The organism is Stenotrophomonas sp. STEN023, from assembly GCF_056760135.1.
Window position 1 is genome coordinate 1 of record NZ_JBRREF010000106.1, and the last position, 15993, is coordinate 15993.

Genomic DNA, 15993 nt, shown 5'->3' on the forward strand with positions numbered 1-15993 from the left:
CCCCCCCTTCTTTTTCCCCGCTGCGCCCGCGGGGGGGCCGGGCCCCCGCCCTTGTTGGGGGGGGTGGGGGGGGGGGGGGGGTGGGGCGGCGTACCCCCGCGACACTGATGATGCTGAAGTGGCTGGCAGCTGTGTCATCTGATGATGTGCCTGCTTCGCGGCTTACGCCGCTCCCACAAGCAAGACAGCCGGCGTCAGGCCGGCTGTCGCTTCATCCTTCAATGAACCGGCAAACCGCCGGAATCACCACTCCGGCAGTTTTTCCGGCAACAAGGGCCGGATCACCGCGCCATCCTCGCTTGCTGCCAGCTTTTCGGCTTCGGCAATCGGGATATCCACCTCGATCAACCAGCCCTCTTCATCGGCCCGCTCGCTGCGGATGACTTCCAACTGGTGCAGGCGCGCACGCAGGCGGCCTGCACTCGGCGGCAGCCGCACCTGGCCGGTGACATGCTGCAGGCCCAGCCGCTTGCCCAACACCGATTGCAGCAATTCCAGACCACGGCCATCACGCGCGGAAACCCAAACCCGTTCGCGCCGTGATTCATCCGGCACGCCATCCTGCGCGTCGTGGCGCACTTCAGCACCTTCGATGCGGTCGATCTTGTTGAACACCAGCAGCTGCGGCAGATCGCCCGCACCTACGGCTTCCAATACTTCGTCGACCTGGGCAATGCGCTCTTCGCGCAGCGGATCGGCGGCATCGACCAGATGCAGCAGGAAATCCGCCTCACGCGCTTCGGACAGGGTCGAGCGGAACGCGGCCACCAGATCATGCGGCAGGTTGCGCACGAAACCGACGGTGTCGGCCAGCATCGCGTTGCCGCCCGGCAGGTTGATGCGTCGAACGGTGGGATCCAGCGTCGCAAACAGCAGATCGGCCGCGTAGGCACCGGCTCCGGTCAGCGCGTTGAACAGCGTGGACTTGCCGGCATTGGTATAGCCGACCAGCGCGATACGCGGCATTTCGCTGCGCACACGTGCGCGGCGCATCTGGGTGCGCTGCACTTCGACCTTCTCCAGCCGCTTCTGCAGCTGTTCCACCCGCTTCTGCAGCAGGCGGCGGTCGGTTTCCAGCTGGGTTTCACCCGGGCCGCGCAGACCAATGGAACCACCACGCTGACGCTCAAGGTGGGTCCAGCCGCGGACCAACCGCGTGGCCATATGCCGCAACTGGGCAAGCTCCACCTGCAACTTGCCTTCGTGGCTATGCGCACGCTGGGCAAAGATGTCCAGGATCAGACCAGTGCGATCAATCACCCGGCGCTCCAGGTAGCGCTCAAGGTTGCGCTCCTGTACCGGGCTGAGTTGATGGTTGACCAGCACCAGATCGGCGCCGGTGGCGTCGGCCGCAGCCTTCACTTCTTCCAGCTTGCCGCTGCCGATCAACGTCGAAGGGTTCGGCCTGTCCATGCGCGCACTGATGGTCGCGGCAATACTTGCCCCGGCCGAGCGCGCCAGATCGGTGAATTCCTCCAGTACATCCTCTTCCAACCGGCCAACATGCGGCTGGATCAACAGCGCATGTTCGCCCTTTTTAGAGCGGTCAAACATGCGCCGCCACCTGCTTATTCGTTGTCGTTGTCAATTTCGTCATCAGCTGCCTGACTTCCATCACCGGATTGCACATAGCCACCACCCGGCCCCACGCGCACGTTGCGCGCCGGCACCACGGTGGAAATGGCGTGCTTGTAGACCATCTGGCTGACGGTGTTGCGCAGGAGCACCACGAACTGGTCAAACGACTCAATCGTGCCCTGCAATTTGATGCCATTCACCAGGTAGACCGAAACCGGCACGCGCTCGCGGCGCAACGCATTCAGAAACGGATCCTGCAAAGACTGCCCCTTGGACATCGTCTACTCCTCGTTATTGTTTTTATGGACCGGACTGATGGCGGCGTCCCCTGCCCGTCCGGAACCTGATGGTACACCGCCCGGCGGGCGCTCAACCTTGCAGAAAGCGGGAAACCGCGTTCTGCACACCAGACATGTCCCGAACCGGGTCAAACCAGCGGGCATCCAGCTCACCGCGCAGCCAGGTGACCTGCCGTTTGGCCAGCTGGCGGGTGGCAAATACGCCCTTGTCACGGAATTCGGCGGCAGTGCCCTGCCCATCGAGGAACTGCCAGGCCTGGCGATACCCCACCGCCCGCACCGCAGGCAGATCCAAGGGCGCTGCCACCGCTGCCATCTGCGGCAGCGCCCGCAGCGCCCGCACCTCATCCAGGAAGCCACGCTCAAGCATCAGGTCGAAGCGCCGCTCGATGCGCTGATGCAGCACCGCGCGCTCGGCCGGGGCAAGCACAAGTTTCAGCACTCGCGCGGGCAAACGCGCGATCCCGGGCAAGCCCTGCCAATAGCTGATCGGCTTGCCGGTCAGTCGGTATACCTCCAGCGCCCGCTGGATACGCTGCGGGTCGGTGGCATGGATGCGCGCGGCGGCAACCGGATCGATAGCTGCCAGCTGCGCATGCAAGGCCGGCCAGCCGCAGACCTCGGCCTCGGCGGCGATAGCCGCACGCATGGTCGGGTCGGCCTCAGGCATCGGCGACAACCCCTGCAGCAAGGCACGGAAATACAGCCCGGTACCGCCGGCCAGAATCGGCAATTTACCGCGCGCAACGATGTCGTGCACCGCCGCCGTTGCGTCAGCGGAAAACTCGGCCGCCGAATAGGTCTGCCAGGGGTCGCGCAGGTCCAGCAGGTGATGGCGGATGCCGTCCTGTTCGGCGGCGTCCGGCTTGGCCGCACCAATCTCCAAACCACGGTAAACCAGCGCCGAATCGACGCTGACGATTTCACCGTCATAGGCCTTGGCCAAGGCAATGGCCGCGGCGGTCTTGCCCGACGCGGTCGGGCCCATCAAGGCGATGGCCAAGGGCCGTTGATCGATGCCCATCAATCCTCGTCCGGCCAGCGCGGCATGGCCGGCTTGTCAGCACGCGGCACTGGCACGGCATCGAACGCGGCCAGCACCTTGAGTGCGTCCACCATCGCAGCCACATCGTGTACCCGCACCATCATCGCGCCCTTCTGCACGGCCAGCAGGTGTGCGGCCAGCGAACCGGCGACCCGCTCGCCAGCCACGGCCCGCCCAGTGACATCTCCAATGCAGCGCTTGCGCGAGAAGCCCGCCAGCACCGGCGCGCCCAGATCGTTCAAGCGATCCTGCGCGGCCAGCAAAGCGAAGTTCTGCGCGGTGTCCTTGTTGAACCCGTAACCCGGGTCCAGCAGCAGGCGCTTGCGCCCGATACCGGCCATCTCTGCGGAGAAAATCCGCTCGGCGAGGAAGCGCTGCACATCGCCAGCGATATCGACGTAGGCCTGGGCGACGCCAGCGTCGTAAGGGCCGCCCACCGCATGCATCAACACTACCGCGGCCTTGGACGCAGCAACCACCTCAAGCGCGCCAGGCTGCTGCAGCGCCTGTACGTCGTTGATCACGTGCGCGCCAGCAGCCAGCGCAGCACGCATTACTTCAGGTTTGAAGGTGTCCACGCTCAGCGGCACCGCCACCTGCGGCAGCAAAGCTTCGATCACCGGCACGATGCGATCGATTTCCTCCTGCACCGAGACCGGGCTTGCGCCTGGACGGGTGGATTCGCCGCCGATATCGAGCAGGTCGGCACCCTGTTCGACCAGCGCCAGCGCATGGGCAACGGCAGCGGCAGTGTCCGCATGCTGGCCACCATCGGAAAACGAATCCGGAGTGACGTTGACGATGCCCATCACCTGCGGTCTATCCAGCCGCAGCGCACGGTCGCCACATTCAAGGGTTGGGAAAACATCAAACATGGGCGCTCCGGCGGACTGCAACAGCGCCTAGTTTAAGCCACCGCAGCGCCCCTCCAGCGAGACGGGCGGCCACACGCTCAACCTGTTCGCGGCGGCGCAATACCGGCGCTCAGTCCTTGTTGCGAGCGCGGATCCGGCTGCCAATCAAGCTCAGGATCACGCCCAGCACCACACCGATGAAGATGCCGGCCAGGAAGTTGTTGGTCTTCACCCCGAAGCCAACGCCTGCGACGGTGGCGATGATCATCTCCGGCACGTTGGCCGAGGGCGCCTTGGGCGGCGGCGTGGAATCATTCATGGAGCAGAACCAGGGAGAACCAGAGTGTCGCTATTCTCGCCCAGCACGACGGCCGGCGCATAAAAAAACGGGCCGGAATACCGGCCCGTTGTTCTACCTTGGCGCTGCCGGCTCAGTGCTGGCCGGCAGGGTCGGTGATCGGCGTCACCGGCTGCGGGGCGTCGCCCCCCTTGCCATCGTCAGCGCGGTCATTGTTGCCGCCCTTGTCCACCCAACCTGCAGGCGGCGAAGGCTTGCGGCCTTCCATGATCGCCTTGACCTGGTCGGCGTCGATGGTTTCCCAGTCCAGCAGCGCGGCAGTCATCGCTTCGACGATGTCGCGCTTTTCGTCCAGGATCCGGTACGCAACGTTGTACTGCTCGTCGAGGATGCGCCGGATTTCCGCGTCCACCTTCTGCTGGGTAGCCTCGGAAATGGTCTTGCTGTGCATGCCATAGCCGCCTTCTTCATCGGCGTAGACCATGATGCCCAGCACATCGGACATGCCGTACTTGGTGACCATGCCTCGGGCCAGCTTGGTAGCGCGCTCGAAGTCGTTGGAGGCACCGGTCGACATCTCGCCAACGAAGATCTCCTCGGCGATGCGGCCACCGAACAGGATCGCCAGCTCTTCCAGCATGCGCTCCTTGTACTTGCTGATGTGGTCGTGCTCCGGCAGCTGCCAGGTCAGGCCCAGCGCCCAACCGCGCGGCATGATGGTGACCTTATGCACCGGGTCGGCCTTGGGCAGCGACATGGCGACAACGGCATGGCCGGACTCGTGATAAGCGGTATTGCGACGCTCTTCCTCACGCATGACCATGCTGCGACGCTCAGGACCCATGTAGATCTTGTCCTTGGCGTCCTCGAAGTCCTTCATGTCGACTTCCTGCTTGTTGCGACGAGCCGCAAACAGGGCGCCTTCATTGATCAGGTTGGCCAGATCGGCACCGGAGAAACCCGGGGTACCGCGTGCCAGCACTTCCGGACGCACGTCATCGGCGGCCGGCACCTTGCGGAGGTGCACGCGCAGGATCTGCTCGCGGCCCTTGATGTCCGGCAGGCCGACCATGACCTGGCGGTCAAAACGGCCCGGACGCAGCAGCGCTTTGTCCAGCACGTCGGGACGGTTGGTGGCAGCGATCACGATCACGCCTTCGCCGCCCTCGAAGCCGTCCATCTCGACCAGCATCTGGTTCAGGGTCTGCTCGCGCTCATCGTGGCCACCGCCGGTGCCCGAGCCGCGGTGACGGCCCACGGCATCGATTTCGTCGATGAAGATGATGCACGGCGCATGCTTCTTGGCCTGCTCGAACATGTCGCGCACGCGGCTGGCGCCGACGCCGACAAACATTTCAACGAAGTCCGAACCGGAGATAGCGAAGAACGGCACCTTGGCCTCGCCCGCAATCGCACGGGCCAGCAGGGTCTTACCGGTACCCGGCGGACCGACCATCAGCACGCCGCGCGGGATCTTGCCGCCGAGCTTGGTGAACCTGGACGGATCACGCAGGAACTCGACCAGCTCGCCAACTTCTTCCTTGGCTTCGTCGCAGCCGGCAACGTCAGCAAAAGTGACCTTGATCTGGTCTTCGCCCTGCAGCTTGGCGCGGGATTTACCGAAGGACATAGCGCCCTTGGCTCCGCCGCCACCGCCCTGCATCTGGCGCATCATGAAGATCCAGAAGCCGATCAGCAGCAGCACCGGCAGGAACTGCAGCACGATGCCCCAGAAACTCGGGCCGGCCGGTTCCTGGCGGGACACTTCAATCTGCTTGGAATACAGCTGGTCCAGCAGCTTCGGGTCGGCCGGCGCGTACAGCGCACCAACCGAACCGTCCGAGCGCTTGAAGCTCAGGTGATTGGTGGTCAATGTGGTCTTGTCGGTGTACTCCACCGATTTGATCCGCCCTGCATCCACTTCCTGCAGGAACTGCGTGTAATTACGGGCATCGCCAGCCGCTGCCGCACCACTGCGCGGAGCGAAGCTCTGGAACACCACCATCAGCACGACGGCGACAACCACCCACAACAGGAGGTTCTTGGTCAGGTCGTTCATCCTCATCGGCTCCGGTGTCCCTCTAGATACTAAATACTGAAAAGTCGTATGGCTGAGCTTACTTTATCTGGGTGCGCTTGCCCTGCCCGAGGGCATAAACCTCAGGTGAACGCTTGCGCGAAGCATCCGGCTTGCGAATGGCGACTTTGTCATAACGACGGCGCAGTTCACGCACGTAGTCGTCAAAGCCGACGCCCTGGAACAACTTGATCAGGAACGCCCCACCCGGCTTGAGATGGTTGTCGGCAAAATCCATCGCCAACTCCGCCAGGTGCATCATCCGCGGCTGGTCAACCGCATCCATACCACTCTTATTGGGGGCCATATCCGACAGCACAAGGTCTACCGGCTGGTCGCCAACCATGGCTTCGAACTGCGATAGGACAGTTTCTTCCCTGAAGTCCCCGTGAAGGAACTCCACACCAGCCAAGGGCGGCATCTCAAGGATATCCAGCGCCAAGACACGTCCGGTGTCGCCCATCTGCCTGCGCACCTGCTGCGACCAGCCACCCGGCGCGGCACCAAGGTCAACCACCACCATATGCGGCTTCAGCAGGCGGTCACGCTCCAGCAGCTCCTCCAGTTTGTAGGCCGCGCGCGAGCGCATGCCCTCCTTCTGGGCCTTTTTCACAAAAGGATCGGAGAAGTGTTCTTTCAGCCAGCGCTGGCTACTTTTGCTACGGGAAGGCATTGGCAATGGGGCTCACAGGGGTGGTCATGATACCCTGAACCCCCTTGATTACCTGTAGTCCTGCATGTCCATCGTCCTGACCTCGGCCCAGAACCGATTCCTGCGCGGCATCGCGCACGACCTGAAAGCACTGCTGCAGATCGGTGGCAAAGGGGTCACCCCGGCCTTTTTGGCCGAACTGGACGAGGTGCTGGAGCGCCATGAGCTGGTCAAGGTGAAGGTTGCCGCCGAAGACCGCGAAGCCCGTGACACCCTGATCGAGGAACTGATCCAGGCCAGCGGTGCCGCCCTGGTGCAGCGCATCGGCCATGTCGCCGTGCTGTACCGCCCGGCCAAGGAAAAACGCCAGATCGTGCTGCCGCGCGGCTGATCGCCGAGGAGTACCCATGCAGTTCAGTCGCGAGCTTCCCGATTACATCTATTCGCTACGCTCGGCCGATGGCCGCCATGCGCAGGTGAACGACCGCGCACTGAGCCGCAGCTTCATCCTTGCACCGAACAGCCTGATTGAAGACTGGCCGGTTGCATCGGTAGCCGAGTTGCGCGCCGAAGATCTGGACGCAGCACTGGAACAGAATCCGGCGCTGGTGATCCTTGGCACGGGTGACAAGCAGGTATTCCCGCCCGCCGCGATCATGGCAGCCTGCCTGACCCGCGGTATCGGCATCGAGGTGATGAACAACGCCTCGGCCGCACGCACCTACAACGTGCTGGCCGGTGAAAACCGTCGCGTGGTGATGGCCATCATTCTGGAAAGCACCCCATAGCGCGCAGCCATGCTGCGCCGGGGCATTCCTGTAGGAGCGGCGTAAGCCGCGAAGCTGACGATTTGGCAGCCCGCAGACATGCCGGCAGTCCCAACGACACCTGATCCGCCGTCCGTGCCAGCAAAGCTGGATGCCGCACTGTAGTGCCGAGCCATGCTCGGCAGGGGCTTTGCTGGCAATGCACCAGACAGTTCATCTGCTTCGCGGCTTACGCCGCTCCCACAAGTGCGGCGCGCATTGACGCATCACCGGGAAAGCCGCTGCCGAGCATGGCTCGGCACTACGGTCGATGGCTGCCGAGCATGGCTCGGCACTACAGTCGATGGCTGCCGGGCCTGGCCCGGCAGCCGCCCTTCAACGGTTCGGCAGGTAAACCAGCGGGTCGACCGGCTTGCCGTTGTAGCGGATCTCGAAGTGCAGCATGTCGCGCGAGGTGCCGGTCCGGCCCATCTCGGCGATCTGGTCACCGGCCTTGACGCTCTGGCCTTCGTTGACCAGCCGCTTGCGGTTATGACCGTAGGCCGACAGCCATTGGTCGTTGTGCTTGATGATGATCAGCTCACCATAGCCAACCAGGCCAGCGCCGGAATACACCACCACACCTGGGCCGGCGGCACGTACCGCCTGACCGCTGCTGCCGGCGATGTCCACGCCCTGCTTGGTCGCCTCACCAGCCACGAAACGGCCGACCAGCGCACCTTCTGCCGGCCAACGCCAGGCGATGCCGCTATTGACCGGCGTAGGTGTCGCTGCCGGTGGCGGGGTGACCGGGCGGGTAGCCGTCGTCGTTGAACCACTGCTTGCCGGCGGCCGACTGGCCGTCGCACCGCCCGGATACAGGCGCAGCGCCTGCCCCGGATAGATGGTGTATGGCTCGGACAGGCCATTCCAGGCTGCGAGATCACGCGGCGTGATGTTGTTGATCCGGGCGATGCCGAACAGCGTATCGCCACGGCGCACGATGGCCGTCTGCCCCGGCTTGGCCACCGAGGTGCGCGGCGTGGTCGAGGCGGACGAACCCGAGCTGCCGCCCGAGGGCTTCACCACCGTGGCGGTACCACACGCCGCCAACGAGACCACCGCCAGAACGGCCAGCGCCCCGCCCAAGCCCTTGCCCAACATCAATGCATTCATGCGAATTTAGCCCTCCAGACCAGCCACGCCACCAGGCCCACCACCAATGCGGTGGCAATCCAGCCCAGTGGCTCAATCCAGCGCCGCAACCGTTCAGCCGCCTGTGCGCCGCCGAAGCGGATCACCGCCGCCAACAAATAAACCCGTTTGCCACGCCCAACCAGCATGCTCAGCACATACTGCGGCAACGGCACGCCGACGATACCCGAGGCCCATGTGAAGACCTTCATCGGGATCGGCATGAAACCGCCCAGCACCAGGAAGGTGAACACCGCCCACGGCGATTCCGCCATCTTTTCCTGCAGGGTGGCAATGCCGCTCTCGATCGCCGGCAGCATGCCCATTGCCTCGAACAGCGGCTTGAGCACCTCGAAGGCGTAATGCCCCAGTGCGTACCCCACCATCGCGCCGACCATGGAGCCGGCCAGGCTCAGCGTCGCAAAACGCCAGCCCTTGCGCGGCTGCGCCACGCACATCGGCATCAGCATCACTTCCGGCATCACCGGGAAGATGATCGCCTCGATGAAGCTCAGGACAGTCAGATAGGTAGGTGCGCGCTCGTTGGCGGCCCAGACCATGGCGCGGTCGTACAACGGCCCGAAAATCTTCATTCAGTGAGTAGTCCTGTTCTCAGTCCAGCATGCCCGGCAACAACGGCACAAAGCTCACCGGCGCCAGCTCTTCCTGGGCAATGGTGCCATCGGCCTGTCGGGTCAGTTGCAACAGCACCTGTCCGCCGGGGCCGCCAACCGGGGCCACCAGTCGGCCACCGACGGCCAATTGATCGATCAATGCATCCACCAGCGCCGGCGCGGCGGCCGTCACCACGATGGCGTCATACGGACCATGCTCGGGCCAGCCGATGCGGCCGTCGTCATGCTTGGTGCGGATGTTCATGCCGAGATGCCGGAAGCGCTTGCGCGCCTGTCGCAGCAGGTCGCCGATGCGTTCGACGGTAAACACCTCAAGACCCAGCGCACCGAGGATGGCGGCCTGGTAGCCCGAGCCGGTGCCGACTTCCAACACCTTTTTCGGCGCGACAGCCAGCACGACCTCGGTCATCCGCGCCACGACCCAGGGCTGGGAGATGGTCTGGCCATGGCCGATCGGCAGCGCGGTGTCTTCATAGGCGCGGGATGCCAGCGCCTCGTCAATGAACAGATGCCGTGGCACCACGCGCACGGCATTGAGCGTGGCTTCGTCGGCGATGCCGGCTTCGCGCAGGCGATCGACCAGACGGTCGCGCACCCGCTGCGAGGTCATGCCGATACCCACGGCCTCCGGCTGCAGGCGCAGGCGCGGCGTCATTCAGGCTTCCCCAGCGTATCGGTCAGCCCACCAACCCAACTGGCGACCTTCTCCAAGGCCGAATAGCGGGTCAGGTCGACCTGGATCGGGGTGATGGAAACATGGCCAGTGCGCACCGCGTGGAAATCGGTACCGGGGCCGGCGTCCTGCTCGCTGCCGGCCGGACCGATCCAGTACACGGTATTACCGCGCGGATCGGTCGCCGGAACACAGGCCTCGGCACGATGACGGTTGCCCAGGCGGGTGACTTCAAAGCCACGGATCTCGTCCCAGGGCAGGTCCGGCACGTTGACGTTGAGGATGGTGTCGGCCGGCAACGGGTCGGCGATCAGCCGGGACACGATCTCTACAGCAGCGCGTGCGGCAGTGACGAAGTTCTTGGCTTCGTGCTTGTGCGTGACCAGCGATACCGCCACCGACGGCAGCCCGAGGTGACGCCCTTCCATCGCCGCCGACACCGTGCCCGAATAGATCACGTCATCGCCAAGGTTGGCGGCATTGTTGATACCCGACACCACGATGTCCGGCTCGAATTCGAGCATGCCGGTCAGCGCCAGGTGCACGCAGTCGGTAGGCGTACCCGCCACCGCACAGGTGTAGTGGTCAATACGGCGCAGACGCACCGGTTGATCCAGCGTGAGTGAGTTGGAGGCACCCGACCGGTCACGGTCCGGCGCCACCACGGTGACTTCGTGTCCGGCGTTGCGAAGCTCCTCGGCCAACATCTTGATGCCGGGGGCGTCCACACCATCGTCATTTGATACAAGTACGCGCATTAAAGGCCTGGGTTACTGGATCAATACGCGACGCTCCCACTCAGCGCCGCAATCGCCGGAACCTCCGGTTAGTACATCACCGTGACGGACCGACCTGAGCGGCCATGATACCGGAATGCGCCACGGCACTTTCCACCGCCACGGGGCTTGCCTGCGACTGTGCGCACGTTACGCTGTACAAATGTCGCACCCAGATGAAGAAGATGACGCCGCACTGTTCCGTTCGGCCATTGGTGAAGTAACGCCGATGCGCCAGGTGGAAGCACCGGCTGCGGGCAAACCACGGCCCAAGCCGCGCGCGCGCATGGCAGAACAGGATGACTCCGAGGCCCTGGGCGAATTCGCACGCCTGTTACGTTCCAGCAAGCCACTGGAAGCCGGCGACAACGCCAGCTACCGGCGTGACAACCTGCCACCGCAGATGTTCCAGCGGCTCAAGCGTGGCCAGTATTCAGTACAGGACGAACTGGACCTGCACGGCGCAACCGCCGCCCAGGCCGAGAACCTGCTGCGCCAGTTCCTGCTGGAAGCACGCGCGCATGAACACGGTTGCGTGCGCATCATCCATGGCAAGGGCCTGCAGTCAGATGGCGGCGCGCCGGTACTGAAGAACCTGGTCGACCGCATGTTGCGCCAGCGCAATGACGTGCTGGCGTTTCATTCAGCGCCGCCCACCCAGGGCGGCACCGGTGCGGTTCTGGTGCTGTTGGCCAACCGCTGAAAAGACCGGGATGGGCGACTGAAACCGCGCTGTAGCCCGGGTAAGCGCAGCGCACCCGGGAGATGGGATCCAGAGATGCTTCAAGCCCTGCGCGGACAACCCCGGGTGCGCTGCGCTTACCCGGGCTACGACGTGGCGAGCGTTCAGTCGACGGCGGCGTCTTCGCTGGACGCTTCGGCTTCAGCCGCCGGGCTACCCGCAATTTCATTGCGGCTGGCGTCGGTCACTTCACCCAGCTCATGCAGCACCGCGGTGGCATAACACCCCGGCGGCAACGCGAACGATACTTCCAGCACGTCGTCGGCCAGCCATTGGTGCTGCATCAGCATGGGCTTGAGGCGTAGTGAGCGGCGCTCCTGCTTGAGCCCTGCCTGTTCCAGTCCGGCGCGCAGCGCCAAGGCCTGCTCATCGCCCAGGGCCTGGTCTTCCAAGGCGCGCGCCGCATCGGTAGCGCGCAGTTCACCAACGCCCCACAACGGCGCGCTCGGATGGATATCGAAACGAGCAAGACGCTCGGCCAGCACCTCACTCATCGGCTCCGGGCCGAATACCGAACGGCTACCGTCCAGCATCCACACCTCGCCTTCCAGCGCCGCGTCCCAGTTGCCCGCCTCGACGCGCGCAGCGAGCACACGGTTGAACAAGGCCGACCGCGCGGCGGACAGCAGCATCGAACGCTGGTCCTTGCGCACCCGACGGCCAGCAAACATCTGCAGCGCAGCCGGCACATTGCCGCCATCGCGGCCAAAGCGCTGTTCGCCAAACCAGTTGGGCAGCCCGCGTGCGGCGACAATCTGCAGCCGTTCCTCGATGGCCGCCTTGTCGCCTTGCACGCCGCGCAACACCAGCTTGAAACGATTGCCCGCCAATGCACCACGCTGCAGCTTGCGGTTATGCCAGGTCGATGCCAGCACATGCAGCTCGTCCGACTCCAGCAGCGCCAGATCCGGCGCCACACGCTTGGGCAGGTGCACGCTGAAGCGTTGCGTGGTCACCGCATGCCGATCTTTCTGTCCGGCATAGCTGACGCCCATTTCCGGCACGCCGGCCCACTGCGCCAACTGCTTGGCAATCGCTACGGTATTGGCGCCGCGCTTGCGGATGTCGAGCAGCAGGTGCTCGCCCTCGCCAGTCGCTTCGAACGCGGGAATTTCATCAACCTGGAAGTCTTCCGGCACGCTGCGGATCGCGGCAGTCAGCAGCGGCTCACCAAAGGCCAGCGGCAGCGCGATCATGCGGCCACCAACAAGGCCACGGCCTGCGCGGCAATGCCTTCTTCGCGACCGGTGAAGCCCAGCTTTTCGCTGGTCGTGGCCTTGATGCTGACCCGATCCAGATCGATCTGCAGCAGCTGCGCCACCTTCTCGCGCATCGCCAACGCATGCGGGCCCACCTTGGGCCGCTCGCAGATCACGGTGATGTCCACATTGCCAACCTGCCAACCGCGTTCACGCACCAGTTCATTGCAATGGCTGACGAAGCGACTGCTGTCCGCGCCCTTCCAGCGATCATCCGAGGGCGGGAAATGGACGCCGATGTCACCCAGCGCCAGCGCACCAAGCATGGCGTCGCACAGCGCATGCAGGGCCACATCGCCATCGCTGTGCGCGAGCACGCCACGGCTGTGCGGCACGCGCACGCCGGCCAGCATGATGTGGTCGCCCTCACCGAAGGCATGCACGTCATAGCCTTGGCCGATACGGATGGGAGGGAAGGAAACGGAAGAGTTCATGGCAGTACTTCTTGGCAGAGCCGACGCCAACGCGTCGGCGAGGGATCAGCTGCCGCGCCGCGACAGCTCGAATTCGAAACGGGCCAGATCGGCCGGGGTGGTGACCTTGAAGTTGCTTTCCGCGCCTTCGATAAGCAGCGGGCGCACGCCCTGCCGCTCCATCGCCATCGCCTCATCGGTGACATCGACGCCAGCGGCGGCGGCATCGAGCAGCGCGCGGGTCAGTTGATGACGGCGAAACAGCTGCGGGGTCAGCGCACGCCACAGGCGCTCGCGCGGCTCGGTGCGGTCAATGCCACCGTCGTCGCCAGCACGCTTGAGCGTATCGCGCACCGGCGCAGCAAGAATGCCGCCGACCGGATCAGCACGCCCCACTTCCAGCAATCGACTCAGATCCGTCGCAGCCAGATTCGGCCGCGCCGCATCGTGGACCAGCACGAAATCATCGGCGCGCACGCTTTCCGGCAGCGCCTGCAGGCCAGCCAATACCGACGCCGCGCGGGTCTCTCCACCCACGCAGGTCAGCACCGGTTTGTCGGCGAACGAGGTCCAGCCCGGCCAATCGGCATCATTCTCGGCAATGGCCACCATCACCCCGGCCACGCCGGGATGGGCAAGCAAGGACTGCAGGGCGTGCGCGAGCAAGGGCTCACCATCAGCCAGCAGGTACTGCTTGGGCACCGGCCCACCGAAGCGCGCACCGCGTCCAGCCGCGGGAACCACCGCCCAGGTCTGCACGATCATGGAATGTTCTCCGGCGGCGAATGCGGATCACCCTGCCCTGCCACTGGCGCTGCGGTAGATGCCGGCGCCACAGGCGCAGCTACCGGCGCGTCTTCGACGACCCGGTAGAACTTTTCACCCGGCTTGATCATGCCCAGTTCGCTGCGCGCACGCTCTTCGATGGCCGCCTCGCCGTCCTTGAGATCCTGGACTTCAGCCGCCAGGGAATCATTACGCTGCTGCAGACCGTCGTTGTCACGCTTCTGGTTGGCCACCTGCGCCTCGAGCATCATCACTTCGCCCGAGTTGCCCTGGCCAAACCAGAAGCGGTACTGCAGCAATCCCAGCAGTACCGCCAGCACCAGCAGCAGCCAGCGCCAATTACGCATGGCGATCAGCGCTTGAGCGAGACAAACGCATCACGGCCGGCATAGCGCGCGCCGCTGCCGAGGGCTTCCTCGATGCGCAGCAGCTGGTTGTACTTGGCCACGCGATCACTGCGGCACAGCGAGCCGGTCTTGATCTGGGTGGCGGTGGTGGCCACGGCGATATCGGCGATGGTGGTGTCTTCGGTTTCGCCCGAGCGGTGCGAGACGATGGCTGCATAACCGGCTTTGTCGGCCATGGCGATGGCTTCCAGGGTCTCGGTCAGGGTGCCGATCTGGTTGACCTTGATCAGGATGGCATTGGCGGTGCCCGATTCGATGCCTTCGGCGAAGATCTTCGGGTTGGTGACGAACAGATCGTCGCCGACCAGCTGCACCTTGTTGCCAACGCGCTGGGTCAGCAGCTTCCAACCGGCCCAGTCGTTCTCGGCCAGGCCGTCTTCGATGCTGATGATCGGGTACTGCGCGCTCCAGTCGGCCAGGAAGTCGACGAACTGCTCGGAGGTCAGACGCTTGTTCTCGCCAACCAGGTTGTACTTGCCGTTCTCGTAGAACTCGCTGGAAGCGACGTCCAGGCCCAGCAGGATGTCCTCACCGGCGGTGTAGCCGGCCTTGCCGATGGCTTCCAGAATGGTGTCCAGCGCCTCGACGTTGCTGCGGAAGTCCGGCGCGAAGCCGCCTTCGTCGCCGACCGCCGTGCTCAGGCCGTGACCCTTCAGCACCGACTTCAGCGCGTGGAAGATTTCGGTGCCAGCGCGCAGCGATTCGCTGAACGAGCTGAAGCCGACCGGCAACACCATGAACTCCTGGAAGTCGACGTTGTTATCGGCGTGGGCGCCACCGTTGATGATGTTCATCATCGGCACCGGCAACGACGGGGTGGCGCCGGTCTTGGCGGCCAGGTACTGCCACAGCGCCTGCTTCTTGGAAGCGGCGACCGCGTGGGCAGCAGCCATGGAGACGCCGAGCAGCGCATTGGCGCCCAGGCGGCCCTTGTTCTCGGTGCCGTCCAGATCGATCAGGCGGCGGTCCAGGCCTTCCTGGTCTTCGGCATTGAAGCCGGCCAGTGCGGTGGCGATGGCGCCGTTGATGTTGCCGACGGCGTTGCGCACGCCCTTGCCCAGGTAACGGGTCTTGTCGCCATCGCGCAGTTCCACGGCCTCCTTGGTGCCGGTCGAAGCGCCGGACGGGACGGCAGCGCGGCCGAACGAGCCGTCGGCCAGGGTGACTTCGGCTTCCAGCGTGGGGTTGCCACGGCTGTCGAGGATTTCACGGGCGTGGATCTTGGCGATGTTGGTCATGTCTGGGGGCTAGGCTCGTTCAGGAGAGTCTGTTATCGACGGGAAACACAAAAACCAGCAGGGAGTTTAAACGAAGCGCAGGCTGGCGCGGCCGTTGCTTTCGCCTGAAAGCGGCGGGGACTGCCAAAACGGACAAGGCCCGCACTTGGCGGGCCTTGTCTGATACCTCCCGTAGTGGGGGGGGGGGGGGGGGGGGGGGGGGGGGGGGGGGGGGGGGGGGGGGGGGGGCGGGGGGGGGGGGGGGCGGGGGGGGCGGGCCGGGGGGGGGGGGGGGGGGGGGCGGGGGGGGGGGGGCCGGGGGCGGCGCGGGGGCGGGGGGGG

Annotated in this window: 19 protein-coding genes; 3 read left to right on the plus strand and 16 right to left on the minus strand. The window is 64.9% G+C overall.

The window, feature by feature from the left end; all coding sequences use genetic code 11:
* Window positions 1–243 precede the first annotated feature (243 nt).
* The 7 genes from hflX to rlmE form a co-directional block, all read right to left on the minus strand.
* A complete protein-coding gene (hflX, locus tag ACVOLV_RS20070; RefSeq protein WP_481555897.1) occupies window positions 244–1554 on the minus strand; it encodes a ribosome rescue GTPase HflX in 1311 nt (436 codons plus the stop codon).
* A gap of 14 nt (window positions 1555–1568) precedes the next feature.
* A complete protein-coding gene (gene hfq, locus ACVOLV_RS20075) occupies window positions 1569–1856 on the minus strand; it encodes an RNA chaperone Hfq (RefSeq protein WP_057628256.1) in 288 nt (95 codons plus the stop codon).
* A gap of 91 nt (window positions 1857–1947) precedes the next feature.
* Complete coding sequence (miaA, locus tag ACVOLV_RS20080; RefSeq protein ID WP_481555898.1) at window positions 1948–2901, minus strand: tRNA (adenosine(37)-N6)-dimethylallyltransferase MiaA; 954 nt, start codon at window positions 2899–2901, stop codon at window positions 1948–1950.
* Entirely contained in the window at window positions 2901–3797 is an 897-nt protein-coding gene (folP, locus tag ACVOLV_RS20085; RefSeq protein ID WP_481555899.1) for a dihydropteroate synthase, read from the minus strand. The genes miaA and folP overlap by 1 nt, the downstream gene beginning before the upstream one ends.
* A 109-nt stretch (window positions 3798–3906) precedes the next feature.
* Complete coding sequence (locus tag ACVOLV_RS20090) at window positions 3907–4095, minus strand: hypothetical protein (RefSeq protein WP_282271167.1); 189 nt, start codon at window positions 4093–4095, stop codon at window positions 3907–3909.
* Window positions 4096–4207: 112 nt separating this feature from the next.
* Window positions 4208–6133: an ATP-dependent zinc metalloprotease FtsH gene (gene ftsH, locus ACVOLV_RS20095; protein WP_481555900.1), complete on the minus strand. Its 1926-nt coding sequence runs from the start codon at window positions 6131–6133 to the stop codon at window positions 4208–4210.
* Window positions 6134–6191: 58 nt separating this feature from the next.
* Window positions 6192–6824 (minus strand): 23S rRNA (uridine(2552)-2'-O)-methyltransferase RlmE, encoded by a 633-nt coding sequence (gene rlmE, locus ACVOLV_RS20100; RefSeq protein ID WP_481509095.1) that lies wholly within the window; start codon window positions 6822–6824, stop codon window positions 6192–6194.
* Between the two features lie 64 nt (window positions 6825–6888).
* Here rlmE and yhbY point away from each other — a divergent pair, with 64 nt between their 5' ends.
* Both yhbY and ACVOLV_RS20110 read left to right on the plus strand, forming a co-directional pair.
* The gene (yhbY, locus tag ACVOLV_RS20105) at window positions 6889–7194 is read left to right on the plus strand and encodes a ribosome assembly RNA-binding protein YhbY (RefSeq protein WP_303749668.1); all 306 of its coding nucleotides are present in this window, start codon (window positions 6889–6891) and stop codon (window positions 7192–7194) included.
* A 16-nt stretch (window positions 7195–7210) separates the two neighbouring features.
* Window positions 7211–7591: an Mth938-like domain-containing protein gene (locus ACVOLV_RS20110; RefSeq protein ID WP_481555901.1), complete on the plus strand. Its 381-nt coding sequence runs from the start codon at window positions 7211–7213 to the stop codon at window positions 7589–7591.
* 354 nt (window positions 7592–7945) lie between these two features.
* Here ACVOLV_RS20110 and ACVOLV_RS20115 read toward each other — a convergent pair whose 3' ends face one another.
* Genes ACVOLV_RS20115 through surE form a run of 4 tightly spaced genes read right to left on the minus strand, consistent with a single transcriptional unit; the run spans window position 7946 to window position 10809 of the window.
* Window positions 7946–8725, minus strand: coding sequence for a peptidoglycan DD-metalloendopeptidase family protein (locus ACVOLV_RS20115; RefSeq protein WP_481555902.1), 780 nt, complete (start codon window positions 8723–8725; stop codon window positions 7946–7948).
* A complete protein-coding gene (locus ACVOLV_RS20120) occupies window positions 8722–9336 on the minus strand; it encodes a YqaA family protein (protein WP_481555903.1) in 615 nt (204 codons plus the stop codon). The genes ACVOLV_RS20115 and ACVOLV_RS20120 overlap by 4 nt, the downstream gene beginning before the upstream one ends.
* Before the next feature lie 19 nt (window positions 9337–9355).
* A complete protein-coding gene (locus ACVOLV_RS20125) occupies window positions 9356–10033 on the minus strand; it encodes a protein-L-isoaspartate(D-aspartate) O-methyltransferase (protein ID WP_481555904.1) in 678 nt (225 codons plus the stop codon).
* On the minus strand, window positions 10030–10809 hold the full coding sequence (gene surE, locus ACVOLV_RS20130) for a 5'/3'-nucleotidase SurE (protein ID WP_481555905.1): 780 nt from the start codon (window positions 10807–10809) through the stop codon (window positions 10030–10032). The genes ACVOLV_RS20125 and surE overlap by 4 nt, the downstream gene beginning before the upstream one ends.
* A gap of 181 nt (window positions 10810–10990) precedes the next feature.
* Here surE and ACVOLV_RS20135 point away from each other — a divergent pair, with 181 nt between their 5' ends.
* Entirely contained in the window at window positions 10991–11530 is a 540-nt protein-coding gene (locus ACVOLV_RS20135) for a Smr/MutS family protein (RefSeq protein ID WP_481555906.1), read from the plus strand.
* A 143-nt stretch (window positions 11531–11673) separates the two neighbouring features.
* On the opposite strand, the gene truD is transcribed toward ACVOLV_RS20135, so the two are convergent.
* Genes truD through eno form a run of 5 tightly spaced genes read right to left on the minus strand, consistent with a single transcriptional unit; the run spans window position 11674 to window position 15672 of the window.
* The gene (gene truD, locus ACVOLV_RS20140; RefSeq protein ID WP_481555907.1) at window positions 11674–12765 is read right to left on the minus strand and encodes a tRNA pseudouridine(13) synthase TruD; all 1092 of its coding nucleotides are present in this window, start codon (window positions 12763–12765) and stop codon (window positions 11674–11676) included.
* Window positions 12762–13262 carry a 2-C-methyl-D-erythritol 2,4-cyclodiphosphate synthase gene (gene ispF, locus ACVOLV_RS20145; RefSeq protein WP_481555908.1) on the minus strand — a complete coding sequence of 167 codons (501 nt, stop codon included), beginning with the start codon at window positions 13260–13262 and terminating at the stop codon, window positions 12762–12764. Before ispF ends, truD begins: the two co-directional genes overlap by 4 nt.
* A 45-nt stretch (window positions 13263–13307) precedes the next feature.
* Window positions 13308–14006, minus strand: a complete 699-nt coding sequence (gene ispD / locus ACVOLV_RS20150; protein ID WP_481555909.1) for a 2-C-methyl-D-erythritol 4-phosphate cytidylyltransferase — start codon at window positions 14004–14006, stop codon at window positions 13308–13310.
* A complete protein-coding gene (gene ftsB / locus ACVOLV_RS20155; protein ID WP_481555910.1) occupies window positions 14003–14374 on the minus strand; it encodes a cell division protein FtsB in 372 nt (123 codons plus the stop codon). Before ftsB ends, ispD begins: the two co-directional genes overlap by 4 nt.
* A gap of 5 nt (window positions 14375–14379) precedes the next feature.
* The gene (gene eno / locus ACVOLV_RS20160; protein WP_282271948.1) at window positions 14380–15672 is read right to left on the minus strand and encodes a phosphopyruvate hydratase; all 1293 of its coding nucleotides are present in this window, start codon (window positions 15670–15672) and stop codon (window positions 14380–14382) included.
* Between the last annotated feature and the right edge of the window lie 321 nt (window positions 15673–15993).

Coding starts and splice junctions, on each gene's coding strand:
- hflX (WP_481555897.1), bottom strand. CDS start 1,554: ATGTTTGACCGCTCTAAAAAGGGCGAACATGCGCTGTTGATCCAGCCG.
- hfq (WP_057628256.1), bottom strand. CDS start 1,856: ATGTCCAAGGGGCAGTCTTTGCAGGATCCGTTTCTGAATGCGTTGCGC.
- miaA (WP_481555898.1), bottom strand. CDS start 2,901: ATGGGCATCGATCAACGGCCCTTGGCCATCGCCTTGATGGGCCCGACC.
- folP (WP_481555899.1), bottom strand. CDS start 3,797: ATGTTTGATGTTTTCCCAACCCTTGAATGTGGCGACCGTGCGCTGCGG.
- ACVOLV_RS20090 (WP_282271167.1), bottom strand. CDS start 4,095: ATGAATGATTCCACGCCGCCGCCCAAGGCGCCCTCGGCCAACGTGCCG.
- ftsH (WP_481555900.1), bottom strand. CDS start 6,133: ATGAACGACCTGACCAAGAACCTCCTGTTGTGGGTGGTTGTCGCCGTC.
- rlmE (WP_481509095.1), bottom strand. CDS start 6,824: ATGCCTTCCCGTAGCAAAAGTAGCCAGCGCTGGCTGAAAGAACACTTC.
- yhbY (WP_303749668.1), top strand. CDS start 6,889: ATGTCCATCGTCCTGACCTCGGCCCAGAACCGATTCCTGCGCGGCATC.
- ACVOLV_RS20110 (WP_481555901.1), top strand. CDS start 7,211: ATGCAGTTCAGTCGCGAGCTTCCCGATTACATCTATTCGCTACGCTCG.
- ACVOLV_RS20115 (WP_481555902.1), bottom strand. CDS start 8,725: ATGAATGCATTGATGTTGGGCAAGGGCTTGGGCGGGGCGCTGGCCGTT.
- ACVOLV_RS20120 (WP_481555903.1), bottom strand. CDS start 9,336: ATGAAGATTTTCGGGCCGTTGTACGACCGCGCCATGGTCTGGGCCGCC.
- ACVOLV_RS20125 (WP_481555904.1), bottom strand. CDS start 10,033: ATGACGCCGCGCCTGCGCCTGCAGCCGGAGGCCGTGGGTATCGGCATG.
- surE (WP_481555905.1), bottom strand. CDS start 10,809: ATGCGCGTACTTGTATCAAATGACGATGGTGTGGACGCCCCCGGCATC.
- ACVOLV_RS20135 (WP_481555906.1), top strand. CDS start 10,991: ATGTCGCACCCAGATGAAGAAGATGACGCCGCACTGTTCCGTTCGGCC.
- truD (WP_481555907.1), bottom strand. CDS start 12,765: ATGATCGCGCTGCCGCTGGCCTTTGGTGAGCCGCTGCTGACTGCCGCG.
- ispF (WP_481555908.1), bottom strand. CDS start 13,262: ATGAACTCTTCCGTTTCCTTCCCTCCCATCCGTATCGGCCAAGGCTAT.
- ispD (WP_481555909.1), bottom strand. CDS start 14,006: ATGATCGTGCAGACCTGGGCGGTGGTTCCCGCGGCTGGACGCGGTGCG.
- ftsB (WP_481555910.1), bottom strand. CDS start 14,374: ATGCGTAATTGGCGCTGGCTGCTGCTGGTGCTGGCGGTACTGCTGGGA.
- eno (WP_282271948.1), bottom strand. CDS start 15,672: ATGACCAACATCGCCAAGATCCACGCCCGTGAAATCCTCGACAGCCGT.